The following is a 17,669-nucleotide window of genomic DNA, read 5'->3' as shown; positions in this document are numbered from 1 at the left end:
GCGGTGGGGGCGGGCCCCGATCCGTTGTGTAGGACACTACACACGTGTAGGGTTCTACACAAGACGGTATGAGCGATCCGCCCCCCGAGCCTCGGAGAGGGACGGACATGGATGACCGGGCAGAGGAGGTGAAGCGCGTGATCACTGCTATCGATGCGCTGACCGAGGGGGAACCCCCAGGGGCGAGAGCCAGGAGGCTGACCGAGCTACTGAAGTCGGTCGGCGAGAAAGTACGCCGCGAGCGCAGAGAGGCCGTGCTCGAAATGCAAGCCAGCGGCATGACCTACCGCGACATCGCTGAAGCCTCAGGCATCAGCTTCGGCCGAGTCCGGCAGATCATCGCGGACGACCCCAACAAGCCGCCGGCCGCGGAGTAGCCCGCGCGCACGAGCGAGCCCCCGACCGGGATGTGGTCGGGGGCTTCGTTGTGCCCGGGGTCAGGCCGCGGCGCCCATCTCGGTCCACACGCCGCCGCAGGACGAGCAGTTGGCGAGCGGGGAGGCGCCGGCCCCGCCGTACACGCGGATGGTGCCGCCGCACGGTCTCCCGTTGGCAAGAACCGTGGGGCAGGGCTGGGCGAGTTCGGCGGTGGCCGCCCCGGTGTCGAGGATGCGCTCCACCCGGCGGCGGGCTTCGGCTGCCACGGAGGCCACGTGCGCCTGCTGGGCGTCCGTGAGCGGGCGGAAGGGCCCCGCTGCTCCCTGGACCCTGCCGAGGAGCCACAGCGCGGCGTACGGGGCGGTGGGCGGGGTGCCGGTCCAGTGCCAGCGGCGGGGGTCGACGATGTCGGCGTGCGCGAGCTGGTCGCGGCGGCGCCGGTCGTTGGCCGGCCAGTTCCGCGGGGCGTATCCCATGGCGGGGCGCTGGACGTCGGCGGCGATCTGGTCGGCGCATTCGACGAGAGCGGCCTGGACGGTGCGCATGGTCTCGTACACGGACAGGCGGATCGGGATGGGCCGGGCGCCGAGCTGCGCGGGGTCGCGCTCCAACAGGTGGAGGGCTGCCGCGCGGTGGCCGCGGGCTTCGACCTCGTCGGCGTCGAGGGCGTCCGCAGCGGCGAGGTAGGCGGACAGGCCGCGGCCGAAGCCGTTGATGACGCCGGGGGCTCCGAGCGCGTCGTGGAGGTCCGTCCAGGTGGTCGCGATGGCGCGGAGGTCGGCGGCTGCGGTGCTCACGTGGCTGCTCCTGGTGCGTGATGGGACAGGGGGTGCGGTGGTGGGGTGGCCGCCCCGGGGTGGGGCGGCCACGAGACGGGGGCGGGCGCGGGTCAGGCGGTGCGGCAGTTCCGGCGGGGCCCGAGGTGGTCGCGTCCGCATCGGCAGACGGGCTTCCGGCGGCGGGCTCGGTCTGAGCGGTGGTGGTGTCGGAGGCGGTGCAGGATGGCGCCGAGCATCGGGTGTCCCTTCGTGGTTGTGGGGGCCTGTGTGCCCGTGTGCCGTCCCCGTGGCCTGTGCCGGATGAGGAGTGCGGCGAGGACGCTGACAGCGCCACACAGGGCCAGGGGCAGGACGACACGAGCCGTGGTCACGGGGCGGTGGTGGCGGCGTGCCGGAGAGCTGTGTGCGCGTCGGCAGCGTCCCGGGCTTCCCGCTCCGTCTTGGCAGCGCCGTGCCCGTCGGGGCAGGTGCACCACCAGGCCCACGGCCACTTCCGGGCGCGTGCGGCTGCGTTCTTGCCGACGAGGAGGTGGTCCAGCCCGCGCATGCTGGGCGCCACCTTGGTCACGTGCTGCTGTGTCACTTCGGCTCCTCGGTGGCGGGACGGGCGGGCGGCTCACCCATCTGCATGTCGTTGGTGTCGCAGACGAAGAACGGCGGGGCCTCGGTCTCGGCGGGGGTGGGCTGCTGCGCCTCGGCTGCCAGCTGCTCGACCGTGTACGTGGTCGTGGCGCGGACGAGGCGCCGCTCGGTCGCGGTGCCGTCCTTCCACGCGGGGGCGATCTTCCGGGCGTGGTCCAGGTCGTTCACGGCGCGGGCGCGGGTGACGTAGCGCCTACCGGGGACCCACTCGTCGGCAAGCGGGTCGTGGAGCTCGGCCGCCCACGTGTGCTCCGGCTGGTGCGCCTCGGCCTCGGCGGGGGTGGGCTGCTGCGCCTCGGCGGCCAAGGCGGCCAGGACCGCGTCCGCCTGACGCAGGTAGCCCTGGTAGCTGGGGCTCCGGGTCTTGTCGAACCCGGGGGCCCACTCCCATCCGTCGGCGTCGGCCAGCGCGTCGGCGACCGTGCCCCGGTCGACGGCGGGCGCCTCGGTCTCCGGCTGCCCGGTGGTGGTGAGCGGGCAGGGGCCGCCGTTGCAGGCGCCGCTCGTGCCGCACTCGGGGCACTTCTGCCCGGTGGTGGTGCCGAGGACCTGCCGGGCCACCGCAGCGGCGACGGTGGCGATGGTGGCCGGGTCGTCACAGGTCATGGTGTGCGCAAGGTCGGTGGCGCACTGCTCCCACACGGCGGCGGCAATCGCCTGGTGCAGCGGGTCGCTGTCGGCGGTGGGCGGGTGCTCGGCCGTCGGGGTGCCGAGGATGCGGCGGGCCACCACGAGAGCGTGCTCGTTGATGCCGGTGCCGCACCAGCCGCAGGGCTCGCGCTCGGCCCAGAGTTCGGCCGCCTTGGCGAGCTCGGCCTCGCACGTCAGCCAGTCAGCCAGCTCGGGCATCGTCGGGCGCGCCTTCTCGACGGCGGCCCGGAGCTGGTCGGCGGGTGTCTCGGTCACGGTGTTCTCCTTCAGGGTGGTCCTGGTGGTCCTGGTGGCCCGGGGCGACGGTGGTGGTGCCCCGGGCCGGCGGGGGTGGGGTGGGGCTACTGGCTCCAGCCGATGAGGCGGAAGGTGTCCCCCTCGTCCTCCATCGCCTGCTTCGAACTGCACTGCTCAGACGCCCAGACCAGGCGGAGGAGAGCGTCGCCGTGCGATGAGGGGGAGGTCTGGTACTCGCCCCAGATCTGGCCGTGGTTATCGAGGAGGATCGCGTCGTGGTCCGGCGTGGGCCGGTCAGCCGCAGGGACGATCCCGGCTTCGGCGGCGGCCCGCAGCCAGGTGGCCGCTTCCTCAAGGAGGAGCTGTTGCTCGCCCGCCGTGAAGTTCTCCCAGCGGGCGACGGATCCGTAGGCCTCGTGGGACAGGCGCTGGCGGTGCTGGGCAAGCTGAAGGATCCGGGGGTCAGTGGTCACGGTGTGTCTCCGGTGTGTGTGGTGGGATGCTGGGCGGTGGCCGGACCCGATACCCGCGGGTCCGGCCGTCTGCGTGGTCACGGGGTGGGGCGGGCGATGGCGTTGGTGAAGTCGAGGTGGATCTGGTTGTCCATCCACCTCTCGGCAGCCTTCATGCGGCGCCTGCGCAATGCCGGGGTGGCATCAAGGGCGGATCCGTCGGCCCGTCTGCCGTTCGGTTCCAACACGACGTGCCCGTCGGAGTCGAGCGACGCGTCCAGCCAGAGCGGCACGTAGCGCTGCCACCACGCGAGGGTCCGGGGGAACTCTGCTCCGGGCTTGACGTCCAGGGCTTCGCTGATACGGATCTTCGACTGGTCGAGGACGATGCGGTCGTTGGTCATGTCGCTCCTGGTGAGGTCGAGTTGTCCGGGGACGGGTGGTGTGGGCGGGGTGTCGAGGAGGGCGCGGGCCCGGTCCAGGGCGGTGGTCATGCGGGCTCCCGGACGTCGGGGCGGATCACGTAGCCGGAGGACAGGAGGTACTGCCCTATGCGGTCGGTGAGGGCCGCGGGGGTCTGCTGGTCGGGCGGGGTGGTGAGGCGGTAGTCGTCGATGGCGGCGTTGATGATCGCGCTGGCGGCCGGCGGAAACGGGTTCATGCGGCTGCCCTGGTGGCTGCGTCGATGCGGGACGGGTGGGGTCCGGCGAGCTGGTGCCGGGTGTACCCCTTGCCGGGCCGTGTGCACGGAGCAGCGGCAGCGGCCCGGCAGGTTTCGACGGGGCACGAAACGGCGAGCGCGTCGGGCCGGCCTTCCCGGATGACGGCGATGCGCGCGGCACGGCGCGGCCGGTAGGCGGCGAGCACCTCGTCAACGGACTGGGGAACGTAGCTACCGAAGGCCTTGAGTCGACGTTCAGCTTCGGCAGCTGCTGGCCCGGACGTGAGCGCCTTGTGTTCGACCGGTGCCTGTTGGCCGGTGGCGACGGCACGCCGGTGGGCAGCGAGTGCGTGCCGGTACGCCGATTCGTTGTCGGGGTCGACGGGCGGGGCGGGATCGACGTCACGCTGCATCCGGTCTCGGACGACGGCCTGCCACCGGGTGCTGATGTCGGACGGCTTGATCGGGTACGGGCTGCGGGCGTAGTGGATGCCGATGGCCTGCATGGCGAACTGCGCGTCGACGTCGGCGAGGACGCTGGCCCAGAGCGCGGCGAGGCCGGCGACTTCCTTCGGGTCTTCGGGGAGGACGCGGGGGTCCGCGTACGACACCTGCTTGAGGAGTTGGGGGATCTGGTCGGGGGTCACTGCTGGCCTCCTGCGCGGAGCTGGTCGGAGAGCTGGTCAAGGAAGTCGCGGCTGGCCTGGCGTCGGGTGGCCTGCGGGCTGAGCGGTGCGACGGGGCCGCCGACGCCGCGCAGTTGGGGCAGGCCGGGGGCCGGGTCGGGCTCGTCGTCGTAGCAGCCCTTGTTGAGCCAGGTGGCCGGGTACTTGGTGAAGGTGGGGTCCTGCTGGGCGCGCTCGCGGGCGTATGTCTGGGCGGCGTCGACGATGGCCTTGGGGTCGGCGCCGCGTTCGAGGGCGGCGATCCACGCCCTCTTCGCTTCCTCGCGGGCCTTCTTCTTCGGGTAGTTCAGCCAGAACGCACCGAAGGCGTCGAGGTGGTGATCGGGGGGCGGCGGCGTGGGCGAAGAGTCTTTATCTACGTGAGGAGAGTGAGGGGATGAGGAGAAGGGGGGAGCCCCGGCACCTTCTGAAGGAGCCCCGGCACCTTCTGAGTGAGCCCCTGCTCCCCCTTGGAGGGGGGAAGGGGTAGCCCCTGCTCCCCCATGGGGTAGCCCCTGCTCTCCCTTAGGGGTAGCCGTGGCTACCCCTTCGAAGGGCGGGACGAGGAACGTCATGCGCGTCCCGGGCACCGCGTAGAGAACCCGGCCGTCCTTGCCCTTGCCGATCGGGACACGGAACTCCCAGCCCGACGCGGACAGCCGCTTCAGCGCGTTCCGTACGACGGCCGGGTCCTTCGCCGCGGTCCACCGCGCGAGGTCTTCGAGGGTGGCCCAGCTCTCGCGGGTCTTCTCGTTCGCGTCGTCGGCGATCTCCAGGGCGACGGCCCGCTGGAGCCCGGTGATGTCGGGGCCCAGCACTTCACGCAGTTGCCGGCGGAGCTCGTAGCCCATCGGTCCTCTTCCGTACGGTCGTGGTGGTGCGGGTGGTGGCCCGGGGCGCAGCGGCCCCGGGCCGGCGGATCAGGCCGCGTGGGCGGTGGCGCCGCGGTCACGGAGGTGAGCCGGGCTGATGCACTTCGGGTGGCCGCACATCACCTTCATGACGCCGGCCGGGCGTTCGCCGTGGGTGACAGTCCAGGCCAGCTGCCGCGCGGTGTACGAGGCACCGAGGACCGTGACCGGCTCGGAGGACTGCCACTCACGGTGGCCGTCGCCGACGTCAACGGACCGGGAGGTGTACACCCCCGCCCGGTAATCGGCCGCCTCTTCCTCAGTGAGCTCGGCAGGGACTCCGGCCGACTGGAGTTGCATGTGGGCCGGGAGGATGCACTTCGGGTGCCCGCAGGCGACGATGAGCGCGGCGTCGGGACGGGCTCCGTGCTCGTGGATCCACGCGATGCGCTTCGCCGTGGTGGCGACGCCCTTGATGCGGATGCTGATCGGTCCGCGCCATTCGCGGTGGTCGCCGACGGGCACGCTGTGCTCGTTGAGGAGCGCGGCGGCGAGCTCCTGAAGTTCGTTGTCGGACGCGGTGGCGCGGGCTTCGCGGCGGCGCAGGTTGTGGCGTTCCTTCGCGGTCATGCCGCCCCACACCCCGTGCACCTGCCGGGTGTCGATCGCCCAGTCCCGGCAGATGTCCTTGACGGGGCAGGTGCCGCAGATTTTTTTGGCGTCGTCGGTCTGCTGCTGGGCGTCGGGCCCCTCGCCAACAGGGAAGAAGATCTCCGGATCGGTCTCACGGCAGGCGCCGCGCTGCTGCCACCGGTCGGCGGGCTCCAGCGTTTCGGGGACCTGCGGCTTGAGCGTGCTGAACAGGGCAGTCACAGGGCACCTCCGAAGATCGCGGTCATCTGGGTCTTGAGCTGGTCGCGCATGGGCTGGTCCTCGACGTGGTCGGGGGCGACGCACCCGGGGTACTCGCAGCCGGACTGCACCCGGCCGACGGGCGGCCGGTTGTGTCGCATGACGAACGCGACACGGCCGGCGGTGAACCCGCGCTTCTGCCACCGGAAGAAGGGGGTTCCGTCGTTGGTGCGGTAGCCGTCCCAGCGGAGGTGACCGCCGCGGATCGGGGTGGTGCGCTGGCGAAACAGGTCCTGCGGGCTGTCCGCGGTCTTCACCCCGGACTTGTGGAGCGGGAGACCGAGGGCGGCCCGGGCGGCACCGGCGGTGCGCTCGCAGACGTGGAGCCTTCGGGCGACCTCGCGGTCGGAGCAGCCCGCACGGAGCAGCTCGGCGACGTCGGCACGAACCGTCATCCCTTCACCGCCTTGGGCTTGTCGGTGCGGGTCTGCTGCCACTGGGTGCCGAGGTCGAGGGCCGGGGAGTCGAGGCCGACCGCGCTGTCATAGGCGGCCTGGAGGCGGCCCGCGCGGCGGGTCTCCGCGGCCAGTGCCTGCCGCAGCCGGACCACGGCGCGGGCGAGACGCTCGATGCGGTGCCCGTACCGGACGGCGTCGGTGATCCGGGCCAGCCGCACCCGGTGCAGGGTGGCGTCGGCGCTGGTGTACTGGCCGGCCGCGGTCCGGGTCGCGGTCCGTCCGGCGCGCACCTCCCGGCGGGCGGCGTCGCGCTGCTCCAGGACCCGCTCGTAGTCGGCCTGGAGGGCGCGGTGCGTGCTGCGGAGAACGAACACGATCAGGCCTCCGTCTTCCCGGCCGTGCCGGTGATCTCGTCGGCGGTCACCCGCGGGGCGGGGAACTCCTCGTCGGCCGTCACCTCGCCGCGCTGGATCGACTGGAAGATGACCTGCAGCTGGCCCAGGTCCATGTCGGTCCACTTCGCCGACGGCCGACCGAGCTTGGTCTCGATCTGGTCGGTGGTGATGCCGATGCCCTCGAAGGCGCCGATCGCTTCGGCGATGCGCTGCGGGCGGGGCACGTCACCCGCTCCCGAGGACAGCGTCTTCGTGCACGCGGTCTTCGCCTGCTCGATGTACCAGACGGGCAGCACCGTGAAGATCATTTCCCGGAGGCGGCGGGCACCGTTGTTCGCGTTGTTCTCGTACACGTCCCGGAAGTCAGCGAGCTTCTGCGCCTGACCGTTCGCCCACCGGGCGTGCGGCACGATGAACGTCGTCGACGAGCGCTCGTTCGACTCCATGTCCCAGGCCCACGCCTGCATCTCCGACTCGCCGTACTCCTCATCACGGCGCAGCTCGGCAACACCGAACTGGATGTTCCCCCAGCAGCGGGCCAGCTCCTTCGCGAGCTGGATCGTCTCGCCCGACACGTTCGAGCTACCGCGGGGGAACCGGAAGAACGCCCGCTGCGCGAGCTCCTTCTGGGCGCACGCCGTCTGCATCTTCGCGATGCACGCCGCCTCGTTCCGGGGGAACTGACGGGCAACGAGGACGGCGGCCTGGACCTCGGCGACCGCGCGGGACTGCTCCACCGCGGTGCCCTGACCAACCCGGGCCGGAACGGCGGCCGGAGTCATGCGCTCGATCTGCTGGTAGCTCACAGGTATTCCTCTTCGTCGCGTCGCTCGGCCCAGACGGGGAGCGAGAGGTAGGTGATGTCGTCGGAGTAGCCGGGCCAGTAGCCGGTCTCCGTGCAGCGGGCGAAGGTCTCGATCGCCCGGCGGTTCTTCGCGGCGCCGATCCGGCGGGCCGCGGCGTCGACCTCGATGACGGTGACGAGGTACGGGGCGGCCTTCTCCTGGCAGACGAAGACCATGGCCGGGTCGTCGGCGAGGCCGGCCGCGCGGGCGGCGACCCGGTACCAGTCGTCCTGGCAGTGGTAGCCGTACTCGTCGACCGCCCGCGCCAGCGCGGTGGGCTCAGCCGACCGGCAGGTCTTGTAGTCGGGGATGATCAGCCGCCCGGCCCGCGGGTTCGGGAGCCAGTCGAACCGGGCCCGCCGGGTGACCCCGGACGGCCCGTCCTCCCAGAACACCGACACCTCCGGCCGGCCGGATTCCGGCGCGAACAGGGCGCTCGCGACGGGGTGGCGGCGGATCACGTCGGCCATCGCCTGCACCTGCTCGTACTCGGCAGGCTTCAGAGGGACCCCGCCGGCGGCGCGAACGTCGGCCACCTCAGCCTTGACCGCGGCGGACCGCCATTCGTCGGCGTCGATCCGGACGAGGTCGGGTCCCTCACCGAGGACCAGGCGGTGCGCGGCGTTGCCGAGGTCGAATGTCTTCTTCGGCGGCTGCGGGTTGTCCTGCTCGTGCCGGAACAGGGCCGGGCAGGAGGGGGCCAGAAGGCGGCGGGCGCCGGACGAGGACAGCGAGGTGCGGTCCGCGTGGTAGGCGGCCATGGAGAGGTCGGGGTACAGGCCGGGAGCGATCCCGGCGGCCGGGGCCGGAGCCCCGGCCAGCGCGGTGTCGGTCACGTGATGCTCCTGAGGATGACGAGGGTGGTGGCCGCGATGGCGGCCCAGAGGGTGAGGGAGACGGCGGTGATGCCCGCCGCCTGGCGGCCGGTCACCGGCTCGTGCCGTAGCGCTGGACGAGCCGGAACACGCGGCGGCCGGGGTCGGTGTCGTCGAGGACGAGGAGCCCCTCCCCGACAAGCTGGGCCAGGTCCTGGCGGGCTTTGCCGCGCCAGTCCCCGGGCCCGAACCGGTTCGCGTACAGGGTCTGTACGACGCGGGTGGTGATGGGCCCCTGGTACTCGCGGGCGAGCGCACGGAGCACGGTCAGCCGGGCGTCGGTCGGGTTCCTCATGACCGGCCCCCCACGTAGCGGGCGTACAGCCGGTGCTCACCGAGCATCGTCATGGACTCGGCCTCAAATCGGGGGCCGAACATCTGCCGCCCGGGGAGGCCGTTGCGGAGGCAGTACGCCATCTGCCGCAGGGCGCCGGGGTTGTTCCACTGCCCGAGCAGGACCCACTCGCCGGGGCGGGTGGCCATGGCCTGGGCTACGGCCGTGCGCTGGGCGGCCCCCCTGATCAGGCTGCTGGCGGGCTGCTCGAACTCGATCAGTGCGACGGTGCTCATGCGGCGGTCCGCCTGTTCTTCTGCTGGGGCATCGGGTGCTGGGCGAGGTGCCGGCGGGTCGCCGCGTACATCGGGTGTCGCATCTGCTGCGGCATCCACCGGGCGGGCGAGGTGAACCCGTCCTCGGCCATGGCCTGCTCGTCGGGGGTCGGCCCGTCCTCGGGGCTCAGGTCAGACATCGGTGCCTCCGAGGGCGAGTTCGAGCAGCCAGAAAGCGAGGAAGGTGAGGGAGAACGCGAGGAGCCAGATCACTGGGCCCCCTCGACGAACGCGGAGCACGGGCAGAGACGGATCGGGTCCCACGTGCCTGCCGCGTCGTGCTCGCGCGGCAGGTTTGCCCAGCACGCGGTCCCGGCGTGGTGGTGCGCGGCCCCGGTGTGTCCGCAGGTGGCGCAGAGAGCGGCGGCAGCCGGGAGGGGAGCGGAGCGGTAGCTGTCGACCTCGGGCAGGTCGTGGCCCGTCTCGTGCGTGCGGTGCAGCGGGGAGTCGTGCGGGTCCTCGGCGAGGAACGCAGCGACCGCCGGGAACTGGGCCTTCACCGACCGGTCCACCGCTGCCCGCTCGGTGGCCTCCCGGTCGGCGAGCATCCGGCGGGCCGCCTCCGCACCAGGGCGCAGATCCCGCGGGGCGGGGTTGTACTCCCGGTACGTGCGACCCGCACCGTCCACGTCAGGCTCGGTGGCGTCGACGAGCGCCGTCTCCAGCTCGGCGACCCGGCACCACGGGCAGCCCCGCATGTCGCCGCGGTCACGCAGCCACACCGGGTGCGAGGAGTCCTCGCACCTGGCGGACACGCGTCCCTCGGGGGTGCCCAGCTCCAGCGCCCGGTACGAGGCCAGTTCATCCCGGAGCGTCAGGCCGTACGCCTTCCGGCCGTCAGCCTCCTTACGCCACGACACCGCCGCCTTCGCGATGTAGTCGCACCGGGCCTCCAGCGCCGCGTACCCCTGCCGCAGGCCAGCCAGCTTTGCCCGCGCCTCCCGCCGCCCCCGCTTGGCCGACGCCAGCGCCAGCCGCAGCCGGGCAGTGCCCAGCTCCTCCTCGTACAGGGCGAGGCTCCGGCCGGTCAGCTCGTCGGACAGCCGATCCACCTCGGCGGCCAGCGTCAGTGCGATCTCGTGCAGCGCCTTCTCCGCGCCGTCGTTGTACGTCGCGGTCGACCACGTCGACGTGCGCTCTCCGTACTGCCGCAGCCGCACCAGCGCCGCAGCCAGAGTCATCGGGGCGCTCATACCGCCACCGCCGTCGTGTGCGCCGCAGCCGAGCAGATCCCCTTGACCCGAACCCGCACGTCCCGCCACGTCACAAACAGGGTCGCCGAGTACATCCGACCCACCGACCCGACGAACTCGAACTCGGAGACCACACCACCCAGCGCCACCGCATACGCGTCGACCACCGGCCGCATGTCGACACCGCCGTTGACGACGATGCCCTCCAGCGCACCCCCGGCGTCCCCGGGCAGCGACCAGTCGAGCATCGGGAGGTCCGGGTTCTCGGTGAGCAGCTGCACCAGCGCCGACGCGGCACCCACCTGCGGCTGAGGGATAGGATTCTGTTTCACGGTGTCCTCTTCTTCACGTGGTTGAGGTCTTGCCGAGTCGGGGCTGTCCGGGACCTGATCCGTCCGGGGCGGCCCCGCAATACGTGGGTCAGGCAGTCGCGGCGGGCCGCTTGCGCTCGTTCGCCGGCCGGACCTCGTGCATCGCCGCGATCTCCCGGATGTGGCGCGGCAGGAATGTGATCCGGCCACCCGCCTTGCTGTGGGGGAAGACGTGGGCGGTCGCCTTGTCGCGGAGCGTGCGCGCCGAGAACGGCAGCCACCCCGCGGCGGCGACCTGCTCCGGCTTGTAGTGCACGAGCTCGCTCAGGTCCGTGGCGCCGCCGGCCGGGGCGGTGGGGCGCACCTGCTTCTTGGCCGTCGTAGTCGTCACGTCGGTGTCTCCTTGTGAGTGATGGCTGAGGTAGACACCTGCATCGCCGCTGCGATCAGGGCGACCTTGTCGTCTCCTGGTTGGGCGATGAGCCCGCGTTCGAGCCGGGAGAGGTAGCCGCGGTTCAGCCCGGTGCGCAGAGAAAGTGCACGAATGCTCAGTTTCTGTGCAGTCCGGATGGCTTTGATTGCGTCGCCGTTCGGTGTCACGTTAAGAGACTGACACGTCGAGTCCCGTTACGCAAGCACTCTCGCCCGTTGAGTGCACAGTTTCTTAGCTTTCGACGTGTCACTGAGTGCCGCCCGGCGCACACGCAGCGCACTATCTGCAACCCGTGCGCCCCTCACACGCTTAGTAACTGCTGCTCAGAGGCTGAGACCCCCACTATTGGGTTGCACCGCGATGCGGCATGATGTGCCTCATGGATCGAGACTGGGCACGGCTGGGATCAGCCCTCCGGGCAGCGCGCGACGATCTCGGGCTGGGGCAGAAGGACGTGGCCGAACGCATCGGCGTCACACGTAACGCGCTCCGGAACATCGAGGTCGGCGAGATCAGCCGAGTCACCCCCACCGTCCGCGAGTACACCCGCATCGTCGGGTGGACCGAAGCGAGCATCGACGCCGTACTCAACGGCGGCGACCCGACCCGAGAGACCGTGCCTCCCGACGACCCGACGACGACCGTCACCGTCGAGACCCCGGAGGAACTCCCCCTGCGGATCCAGGCCGCGCTCGCCGGCGGCGGGCCCGTCCTCGACACGGCCGTCATCAACCTGCCGAGCGAGGACGGCGAGGACTCCGACGCGCAGATGGTCATCGTCGTGAAGGGCCGCTCCGGCGACGTCACCCCGGAGCAGATGCGGAAGGCGTTGCTCCAGTGGGAGAGGACCGAGGCACAGATCAGGAACTCCGGCAAGGAGTGACCAGGGCTGAGCTGCAAGTTACGTAAGGGACTCCGCATATACCGTGAGATGTGATTGCATGGTGAACCTGGGGGTGCCGCCGCTCGGGACAATTCAGGGGGTCCGATGCGGGTTCAGATCAGGTGTGTTGCACAGATGCCGTACGGGGTCTGCGCGTGGCTGTTGAAGCGGGGCGGCGAGTGGATTCTGTACATCGCCGAAGAAGTCCTGCGGTTGCTCGGTGGGTCCGTCCCGGGCAGTGAGCCGCTCGTCATCAAGCCCCGCTGGAGGCTCAGCTAAGGGGGCGTTATGGCAGGGGCAGAGAAGCACGGGCGCGGGTGGCGAGCACGCTACATGCGGCCCGACGGGGTCCGCGGGTCCGAGCCCGGCTTCCCCACCAAGCGCACCGCGCTGGCGTGGGGACGCGAGCAAGAAGCAGCGATCCGGGCTGGCCGGTGGGTCGACCCGGGCCTCCAGGCCGTGACGTTCGGGGAGTTCACGGCCTCGTTCATGGCGTCGCGGCGGAAGCGCGGGCGCACGGTGGGCACCCGGTGGGAGAAGCTGGACAGCCACATCCTGCCGCGGTGGTCGGACACGTCGCTCGGCCGGATCACGTGGTACGAAGTCGATGCGTGGCAGCAGGGCATGACGATCGCTGACGTGTCGCGCGGGCACTGCGTCAGCCTGATGTCCACGATTCTCACTGCGGCCGTGGACGCCCAGCATCTGACGGTCAACCCGCTGTTCGGCCGGCGCCGCACGCGGGACACCGCCGGTGACGCCGCGGCGCCGAAGGCCCCGAAGGTCAGCCGCGACCCGCGGCCCGAGGACGCGCTGCTGGTGGCCGAACGGCTCGGGCCGGCGCGCGGGATCCACGTGCTGACGACCGCGTTCACCGGGCTGCGCTGGGGCGAGGGTCTGGGGCTGCACCGGGACCGTGTGCTGCTGGAGCGGCGGCAGCCGTGGGGCAACGGCGAGTTCGTGTGCCCGGTCCTGCGGGTGGTGGAGGAGTACGCGGAGTACCAGGAGCGCGACGGCGACGGCACGAAGCGCGGCTACCTCCTCCAGCTGGAGCCGACGAAGAACGACGGGTCGACGCGGGATGTCGACGTGCCGCCGTTCCTCGCGCGGCTGCTGCAACACCACCTGGACGACTGGCCGTACGAGCGGCCGTTCGCCACGTCGACGGGGAAGCCGTGGCGCCGGGGCAACTGGAGCAGGGACTTCCGTCCGGCGTGCGACGGGCGCGACGAGCGGGCGCGCCGGCAGGGCGTCGCGTTCCGGGCGGAGTGGGAGCCGATCCTGCCCGGCCTGGACATGCGCGCGCTGCGGTCGCTGCACGACACGCTCCAGGCGCAGATCGGGGTGAAGGAGCCGCTGGCGTTCGAGGCGGCTGGGCACCGGCGGCCGGGCATCAAGCGGCACTACCAGAAGCCGACGCCGGACATGCGTGCCGAGCGCCTGGAAGGGCTCGAAGAAGTATTCTGGAAGGCGATGGCGAACGTCGGGCTCCGGACCCTGTGGGGTCGGGTCGACCTCCGGAAGCCAAGTCGCTGACCTAGCGCCCCAATTCTGCCCCATTCGATCTTCATCGGGGGGCGGGCACCACACCTCATCAGGGCGAATGAATGGTTCAACAACCGCTCTCCTAAAGCGGGTGTCGCAGGTTCGAATCCTGCCGGGGGCACCAGGGAAAAGGCCCGGACTGATCATGGTCCGGGCCTTTTTGACGGCACCATTTGACGGCAGTCGCGTCTCAGGCGCCCGGCAGACGGCGCTTGAGCAGGCGGTCCATATGGCTGATCGCCTCCCGCTGGGTGTCGTGGACGACGTGGGTGTAGACGTCCATCGTGATGCTGATCTGGCTGTGGCCGAGGATCTCCATGATGACCCTCGGAGCGACGCCAGCCGCCGTCAGCAGCGTGGCGCAGCCGTGCCGGGCATCGTGCAGTCGGACCACCCGCAGACCGGCATCGGCAGCGACCCGCGTGAACGAGCGGTAGACGTTCCGGGGCTCCACAGGCCGGCCGTTCCTCGTGGCGAAGATGTAGCCGCCCTCGGACCATGTGACGCCCGTAGCGGCGAACGCCTCCCGCTGCTTCAGCCGGTGCCAGCGCAGCGGTGCGACGCACAGGGCGGGCATCGGCACGACCCTGCGGCGCCTGCTCTTGGGGTCGTCGTCGTAGAGCGTGCCCCGGCGGCGCTGCGTCTGGTGGCGAACGTGCAGCACCCGGTTGTCCAGGTCTACGTCAGACCAGCGCAGCCCCACCAGTTCACCGCGCCGCAGCCCCATGCAAATGGCCAGCATGAAGGCCGCGTACAGCGGGTCCCGGCGCGCAGCCTCCAGGAAGGACAGGGTCTCTTTCAGTGACCACGGGCTGATCTCCCGCTGCTTCACACGGGGCGGCTCCACCAGGGAGGCGACGTTGCGCGTGATCAGTTCCTCGCGCACCGCCGCTGTGAGCGCGGTGCGCAGCACCCGATGGGCTTCCTTCGCCGTGGCAGGCGTCTGAGCGGCCTGCACCCGGGCGATGAACCGCCGCACGTCGGCGACGCTCAGCGTCTCCAGCCGCTTCGTGCCGAGCATGGGGGTCAGGTAGAGGCGAACGTGCGCCTCGTACTTGTCCAGAGTGCTGAGCTTGCGACGCGACTGGACGTAGTGCTCCAACCAGTAGGGCAGCCACTCGGAGAGCTTGGCAGACCTGGTGGGAGTCGGGATGCCCTGCCGATCGCGCAGGACCAACTCCTGCCGCTTGGTGTCGCATTCCTCCCAGGTGCCGCCGTAGACCGTCTTACGCTTGCGCGTTCCGTCGGGCTGGGGGACGTAGACGCGGGCTTCGTACCGCCCGTCCTTGCGCTGCCAGATACTGCCGGCGCCGTTGGGGTTCCTCTTCTTCGGGGCCATCAGGCGGCTTCCTCCAGCTTGGTTTCCATGAATGTGCGGAGAGATTCAGCGGGGATTCGGCGAGCTCGGCCGATGGTGATGCTCGCCAGCTCTCGCGAGCGGATGAGGTCGTAGACCTTGAAGCGGCTGAGCCCCAAGGCCTCCATGACTTCGGGAACCTTGAGTGCTCGATGGGTGGTGGGCAGGGCAGAACTCACGGCGGCCTCCAAGAGAGCGGCGTGTGCTGTGTGCGTTCCGAGGGGCGCGGCTGTCCTAGGTGTGGATTTCTGCGTCACCGCGTCACCCGCGTCATCTGGGCTTCTGACCAGGGGCTTTGGGTGACGCAGCTGGGCGGGGGTGCGTCACCGGTGCGTCACCGCCTGCGTCACCGGGTGACGCAGGTGACGCAGGATGACGCAGAGTCGGGCGTCTGCGTCACCGCTGTTGCCGCAGCTCAGGGGCCGTTTTTCGTCGTGGGTGACGCAGGTGACGCAGACCTTCCCTACTTAGGAAAAAGGCGGGGAGTTTCTGTAGTAGTGGCGGCGTCTCTTTCAGGCGTGAAGGGAGCCCTTCGGGCACGCCTTTAGCGCGGCGTTCCGCCGGACAAGCAAGAGGAGCACCCCGCACGGTGGCGTGCTCTTCTTGCTTGTCCGGTGACCGGTGGTGCGGGTCAGAACGCGCCGGTCTGCTCGGGTGGGGCCGGGGCGGTGGACCGGCGGCTCACTTCGAGGTAGCGGCCGGTCTTGGTGCGGCCCGAGTCGATCAGGACCCCCCGGGCGGCGAGTGTGGGCTGGAGGCGCTTGAGGCGGTCGGAGAGGACTTTCCCGGTGGTGGGCCACCCCTTGGGCAGGGGGCGTAGTTCGTCGCCGCTGTAGACGCGGCTGAGGCAGTGCAGCCACTCGGTGGATGTCATTCGCTGCTCGCCACCCGGGCTGATGCTGTCGGCGTGGGCGAGGACGGTCTGAGCGAGGAGGTCACCTTCGATCACGTCGTCGTTCAGGTCGTCCAGGCTGGCCCGGTAGGCGGGGAGCGCTCCGAGACTGGTGGCCGCATCGAGCTGCGCGCACAGGTGCGCGAAGTCCGCCATCCGCAGGTCGGTGGGCGTCTCCGCCTCGGCCGCGCGGACCTTGACCGTGAGGTCCAGGAGCGAGCCGAGGATGACCGGCAGCGCCTCTTCGAACTCCGCCCACAGTTCAGCCTCGGTGCGCCGCACGCGGGGCCGCTCCAGGCGCAGGGGCAAGAGCCGTTCGGCGAGGTCGGGCCGGATGACGCCCACGTCGATGCCGGTCAGGAGCAGGGGACGGCGGTAGCGGGCCCGGTGGACATCCCCGTCGGTGAACAGGGCGCGCTTGACCGACTCGGCTCCGGTGACGATGCAGCACATGGCGTCGGACAGGTCCGGCGTCATGTGGGACAGGTTGTCCAGCGCGGTGACCCACCCTGCGGCGACGGCCGCGATCAGGTTTTCCTCGTCCTTCGGGGCCCGGCGCAGGTCCCCGGTCATGCCCTCGATGATCCGGACCAGCATCCGGCCGCCGGTGGACTTCCCCGCTCCCTGGGGGCCGGTGAGGAACGGGGCCGGGACGGGCACGGACGGTCCAAGGCAGCCGATCAGCCAGGCGATGGCCAGGCACTCCGTCTCGGCAGTGGCGAAGTTGCACACCCGCATCAGCAGGTCGATGCCCTTGCCGTCGGTGTCCTTGACCGGCAGCGGCAGTTCGCCGGTGAGCTGGGTGCGCCGCCAGCACACCTCACGCGGGTCGGGCACGGTGATGTCCCAGCCGGTGGGGTGGATACGGACGGACTGCCCGTCGCTGCGCCCGAGGTCCAGCCACGTCGCCCCGTCGAACCCGGGGGCGACACGGATGTGCACGGGCTGGGTGTTCTCGGTCAGGGCGAGGGCTTCGATCAGGTCCAGCGCTTCCTTGAGCGCGGTCCCGTTGAACACGCCGCGCCCGTCCTTGAACAGGCCGACCATGAGTTCCTGCCGGTGACTGCCGGTCGTGCCCTGGGAGCGGATCGGGCGGGCGACGGGGTGGCCGTTCCTCTGTGCGTAGACGGTGCCGTCGGCGGTGCGGAAGTACCGGAAGTGCGCCTGTGCGTAGTCGGTGATGACCTCGCGGGCGGGGTTCTTCTCGTCGTCAGCCATGCTCACAGTCCCAACCGGGTGAGGGCGTTGGTCCACGCCTCGGTGCAGTGCCGGACGGTCTCGCCCTTGGCCTGCGCGGCGGCGAACAGCCGCCCGGTGTGGGCGTCGGTCAGGCACCCGCACCGGCCGTGAGCGGACAGCACCGCGAGGAACGTCCGGTACACCGTCGCGTGGACCCCGGTGGTGGCCTCGGTGATCTGCTGCTCAGCCATGGCAATGCCACGGTCCAGGTAGGCGGGCGTGCGGTGACGGCATCCCCCGCCCCCGGCGGGCATGGGGGCGGTGACGGGGCGGACCGGCGACGGCTTCTTGATGATCAGGGCGCGCACGGCGTCGGGCAGGTCGGTCATGGTGCCGGTGCCGGGTCCGAGCCATCGGGCGTAGGACATCGCGGACTTGATGTCGACGCCGGGCCGAACCGCGTTCGCGGACTGCATCGCGCCCCGGTAGATCCAGTGCTCGCCTCGGGTCGTCGGCACGGTGCGGG

General features: G+C 71.0%; 26 protein-coding genes and 1 pseudogene. 3 read left to right on the top strand and 24 right to left on the bottom strand.

What is annotated here, in order from left to right; genetic code table 11:
- Positions 1-137: 137 nt before the first annotated feature.
- On the top strand, positions 138-377 hold the full coding sequence (locus ABZ172_RS04950) for a helix-turn-helix domain-containing protein (protein WP_356880292.1): 240 nt from the start codon (positions 138-140) through the stop codon (positions 375-377).
- Positions 378-437: 60 nt separating this feature from the next.
- Here the strand turns inward: ABZ172_RS04950 and ABZ172_RS04945 are convergent, their stop codons facing one another.
- From ABZ172_RS04945 to ABZ172_RS04850, 20 genes are all read right to left on the bottom strand, one after another.
- Entirely contained in the window at positions 438-1,175 is a 738-nt protein-coding gene (locus ABZ172_RS04945) for a hypothetical protein (RefSeq protein ID WP_356880290.1), read from the bottom strand.
- Between the two features lie 349 nt (positions 1,176-1,524).
- Positions 1,525-1,740, bottom strand: a complete 216-nt coding sequence (locus ABZ172_RS04940; RefSeq protein ID WP_356880288.1) for a hypothetical protein — start codon at positions 1,738-1,740, stop codon at positions 1,525-1,527.
- Complete coding sequence (locus ABZ172_RS04935; RefSeq protein WP_356880286.1) at positions 1,737-2,705, bottom strand: hypothetical protein; 969 nt, start codon at positions 2,703-2,705, stop codon at positions 1,737-1,739. Before ABZ172_RS04935 ends, ABZ172_RS04940 begins: the two co-directional genes overlap by 4 nt.
- An 86-nt stretch (positions 2,706-2,791) precedes the next feature.
- Complete coding sequence (locus ABZ172_RS04930; RefSeq protein ID WP_356880284.1) at positions 2,792-3,160, bottom strand: hypothetical protein; 369 nt, start codon at positions 3,158-3,160, stop codon at positions 2,792-2,794.
- A 77-nt stretch (positions 3,161-3,237) separates the two neighbouring features.
- Positions 3,238-3,633 (bottom strand): hypothetical protein, encoded by a 396-nt coding sequence (locus ABZ172_RS04925; RefSeq protein WP_356880282.1) that lies wholly within the window; start codon positions 3,631-3,633, stop codon positions 3,238-3,240.
- Complete coding sequence (locus tag ABZ172_RS04920) at positions 3,630-3,800, bottom strand: hypothetical protein (RefSeq protein WP_356880280.1); 171 nt, start codon at positions 3,798-3,800, stop codon at positions 3,630-3,632. The genes ABZ172_RS04925 and ABZ172_RS04920 overlap by 4 nt, the downstream gene beginning before the upstream one ends.
- Complete coding sequence (locus ABZ172_RS04915; protein ID WP_356880278.1) at positions 3,797-4,447, bottom strand: cell surface glycoprotein; 651 nt, start codon at positions 4,445-4,447, stop codon at positions 3,797-3,799. Before ABZ172_RS04915 ends, ABZ172_RS04920 begins: the two co-directional genes overlap by 4 nt.
- On the bottom strand, positions 4,444-5,316 hold the full coding sequence (locus ABZ172_RS04910; protein ID WP_356880276.1) for a hypothetical protein: 873 nt from the start codon (positions 5,314-5,316) through the stop codon (positions 4,444-4,446). Before ABZ172_RS04910 ends, ABZ172_RS04915 begins: the two co-directional genes overlap by 4 nt.
- A gap of 69 nt (positions 5,317-5,385) precedes the next feature.
- Positions 5,386-6,189, bottom strand: coding sequence for a WhiB family transcriptional regulator (locus ABZ172_RS04905; protein ID WP_356880274.1), 804 nt, complete (start codon positions 6,187-6,189; stop codon positions 5,386-5,388).
- Positions 6,186-6,623, bottom strand: coding sequence for a hypothetical protein (locus tag ABZ172_RS04900; protein WP_356880272.1), 438 nt, complete (start codon positions 6,621-6,623; stop codon positions 6,186-6,188). The genes ABZ172_RS04905 and ABZ172_RS04900 overlap by 4 nt, the downstream gene beginning before the upstream one ends.
- The gene (locus tag ABZ172_RS04895; RefSeq protein WP_356880270.1) at positions 6,620-7,000 is read right to left on the bottom strand and encodes a hypothetical protein; all 381 of its coding nucleotides are present in this window, start codon (positions 6,998-7,000) and stop codon (positions 6,620-6,622) included. The genes ABZ172_RS04900 and ABZ172_RS04895 overlap by 4 nt, the downstream gene beginning before the upstream one ends.
- A 2-nt stretch (positions 7,001-7,002) precedes the next feature.
- The gene (locus ABZ172_RS04890) at positions 7,003-7,827 is read right to left on the bottom strand and encodes a hypothetical protein (protein WP_356880268.1); all 825 of its coding nucleotides are present in this window, start codon (positions 7,825-7,827) and stop codon (positions 7,003-7,005) included.
- On the bottom strand, positions 7,824-8,702 hold the full coding sequence (locus ABZ172_RS04885) for a PD-(D/E)XK nuclease-like domain-containing protein (RefSeq protein WP_356880266.1): 879 nt from the start codon (positions 8,700-8,702) through the stop codon (positions 7,824-7,826). Before ABZ172_RS04885 ends, ABZ172_RS04890 begins: the two co-directional genes overlap by 4 nt.
- 91 nt (positions 8,703-8,793) lie before the next feature.
- Complete coding sequence (locus ABZ172_RS04880; RefSeq protein WP_356880264.1) at positions 8,794-9,036, bottom strand: hypothetical protein; 243 nt, start codon at positions 9,034-9,036, stop codon at positions 8,794-8,796.
- Positions 9,033-9,311, bottom strand: a complete 279-nt coding sequence (locus tag ABZ172_RS04875) for a hypothetical protein (protein WP_356880262.1) — start codon at positions 9,309-9,311, stop codon at positions 9,033-9,035. The genes ABZ172_RS04880 and ABZ172_RS04875 overlap by 4 nt, the downstream gene beginning before the upstream one ends.
- Positions 9,308-9,490, bottom strand: a complete 183-nt coding sequence (locus ABZ172_RS04870) for a hypothetical protein (protein WP_356880260.1) — start codon at positions 9,488-9,490, stop codon at positions 9,308-9,310. Before ABZ172_RS04870 ends, ABZ172_RS04875 begins: the two co-directional genes overlap by 4 nt.
- 69 nt (positions 9,491-9,559) lie before the next feature.
- Positions 9,560-10,531, bottom strand: a complete 972-nt coding sequence (locus ABZ172_RS04865; protein WP_356880258.1) for a hypothetical protein — start codon at positions 10,529-10,531, stop codon at positions 9,560-9,562.
- Between the two features lie 8 nt (positions 10,532-10,539).
- Positions 10,540-10,875 (bottom strand): hypothetical protein, encoded by a 336-nt coding sequence (locus ABZ172_RS04860; RefSeq protein ID WP_356880256.1) that lies wholly within the window; start codon positions 10,873-10,875, stop codon positions 10,540-10,542.
- Between the two features lie 88 nt (positions 10,876-10,963).
- Positions 10,964-11,245 (bottom strand): hypothetical protein, encoded by a 282-nt coding sequence (locus ABZ172_RS04855; protein WP_356880254.1) that lies wholly within the window; start codon positions 11,243-11,245, stop codon positions 10,964-10,966.
- The gene (locus ABZ172_RS04850; protein WP_356880252.1) at positions 11,242-11,454 is read right to left on the bottom strand and encodes a helix-turn-helix transcriptional regulator; all 213 of its coding nucleotides are present in this window, start codon (positions 11,452-11,454) and stop codon (positions 11,242-11,244) included. Before ABZ172_RS04850 ends, ABZ172_RS04855 begins: the two co-directional genes overlap by 4 nt.
- Positions 11,455-11,666: 212 nt before the next feature.
- Between ABZ172_RS04850 and ABZ172_RS04845 the strand changes: the two genes are divergently transcribed.
- On the top strand, positions 11,667-12,170 hold the full coding sequence (locus ABZ172_RS04845; RefSeq protein WP_356880250.1) for a helix-turn-helix transcriptional regulator: 504 nt from the start codon (positions 11,667-11,669) through the stop codon (positions 12,168-12,170).
- 288 nt (positions 12,171-12,458) lie between these two features.
- Complete coding sequence (locus tag ABZ172_RS04840; protein WP_356880248.1) at positions 12,459-13,706, top strand: hypothetical protein; 1,248 nt, start codon at positions 12,459-12,461, stop codon at positions 13,704-13,706.
- 199 nt (positions 13,707-13,905) lie between these two features.
- Here the strand turns inward: ABZ172_RS04840 and ABZ172_RS04835 are convergent, their stop codons facing one another.
- The 4 genes and pseudogenes from ABZ172_RS04835 to ABZ172_RS04820 form a co-directional block, all read right to left on the bottom strand.
- Positions 13,906-15,054, bottom strand: coding sequence for a tyrosine-type recombinase/integrase (locus ABZ172_RS04835; RefSeq protein WP_356880246.1), 1,149 nt, complete (start codon positions 15,052-15,054; stop codon positions 13,906-13,908).
- Positions 15,054-15,251, bottom strand: a complete 198-nt coding sequence (locus tag ABZ172_RS04830) for a helix-turn-helix domain-containing protein (RefSeq protein ID WP_356880244.1) — start codon at positions 15,249-15,251, stop codon at positions 15,054-15,056. Before ABZ172_RS04830 ends, ABZ172_RS04835 begins: the two co-directional genes overlap by 1 nt.
- A gap of 452 nt (positions 15,252-15,703) precedes the next feature.
- Positions 15,704-17,182, bottom strand: a complete 1,479-nt coding sequence (locus ABZ172_RS04825; RefSeq protein ID WP_356880242.1) for an ATP-binding protein — start codon at positions 17,180-17,182, stop codon at positions 15,704-15,706.
- 2 nt (positions 17,183-17,184) lie between these two features.
- Positions 17,185-17,669: pseudogene (locus tag ABZ172_RS04820) on the bottom strand (DNA primase); the annotation flags it as partial.

This window comes from Streptomyces sp. NPDC006296 (assembly GCF_040613235.1).
Classification (GTDB): domain Bacteria; phylum Actinomycetota; class Actinomycetes; order Streptomycetales; family Streptomycetaceae; genus Streptomyces.
The sequence above is the reverse complement of the archived record's forward strand: the minus strand, read 5'-3'. Positions and strand labels throughout refer to the sequence as shown.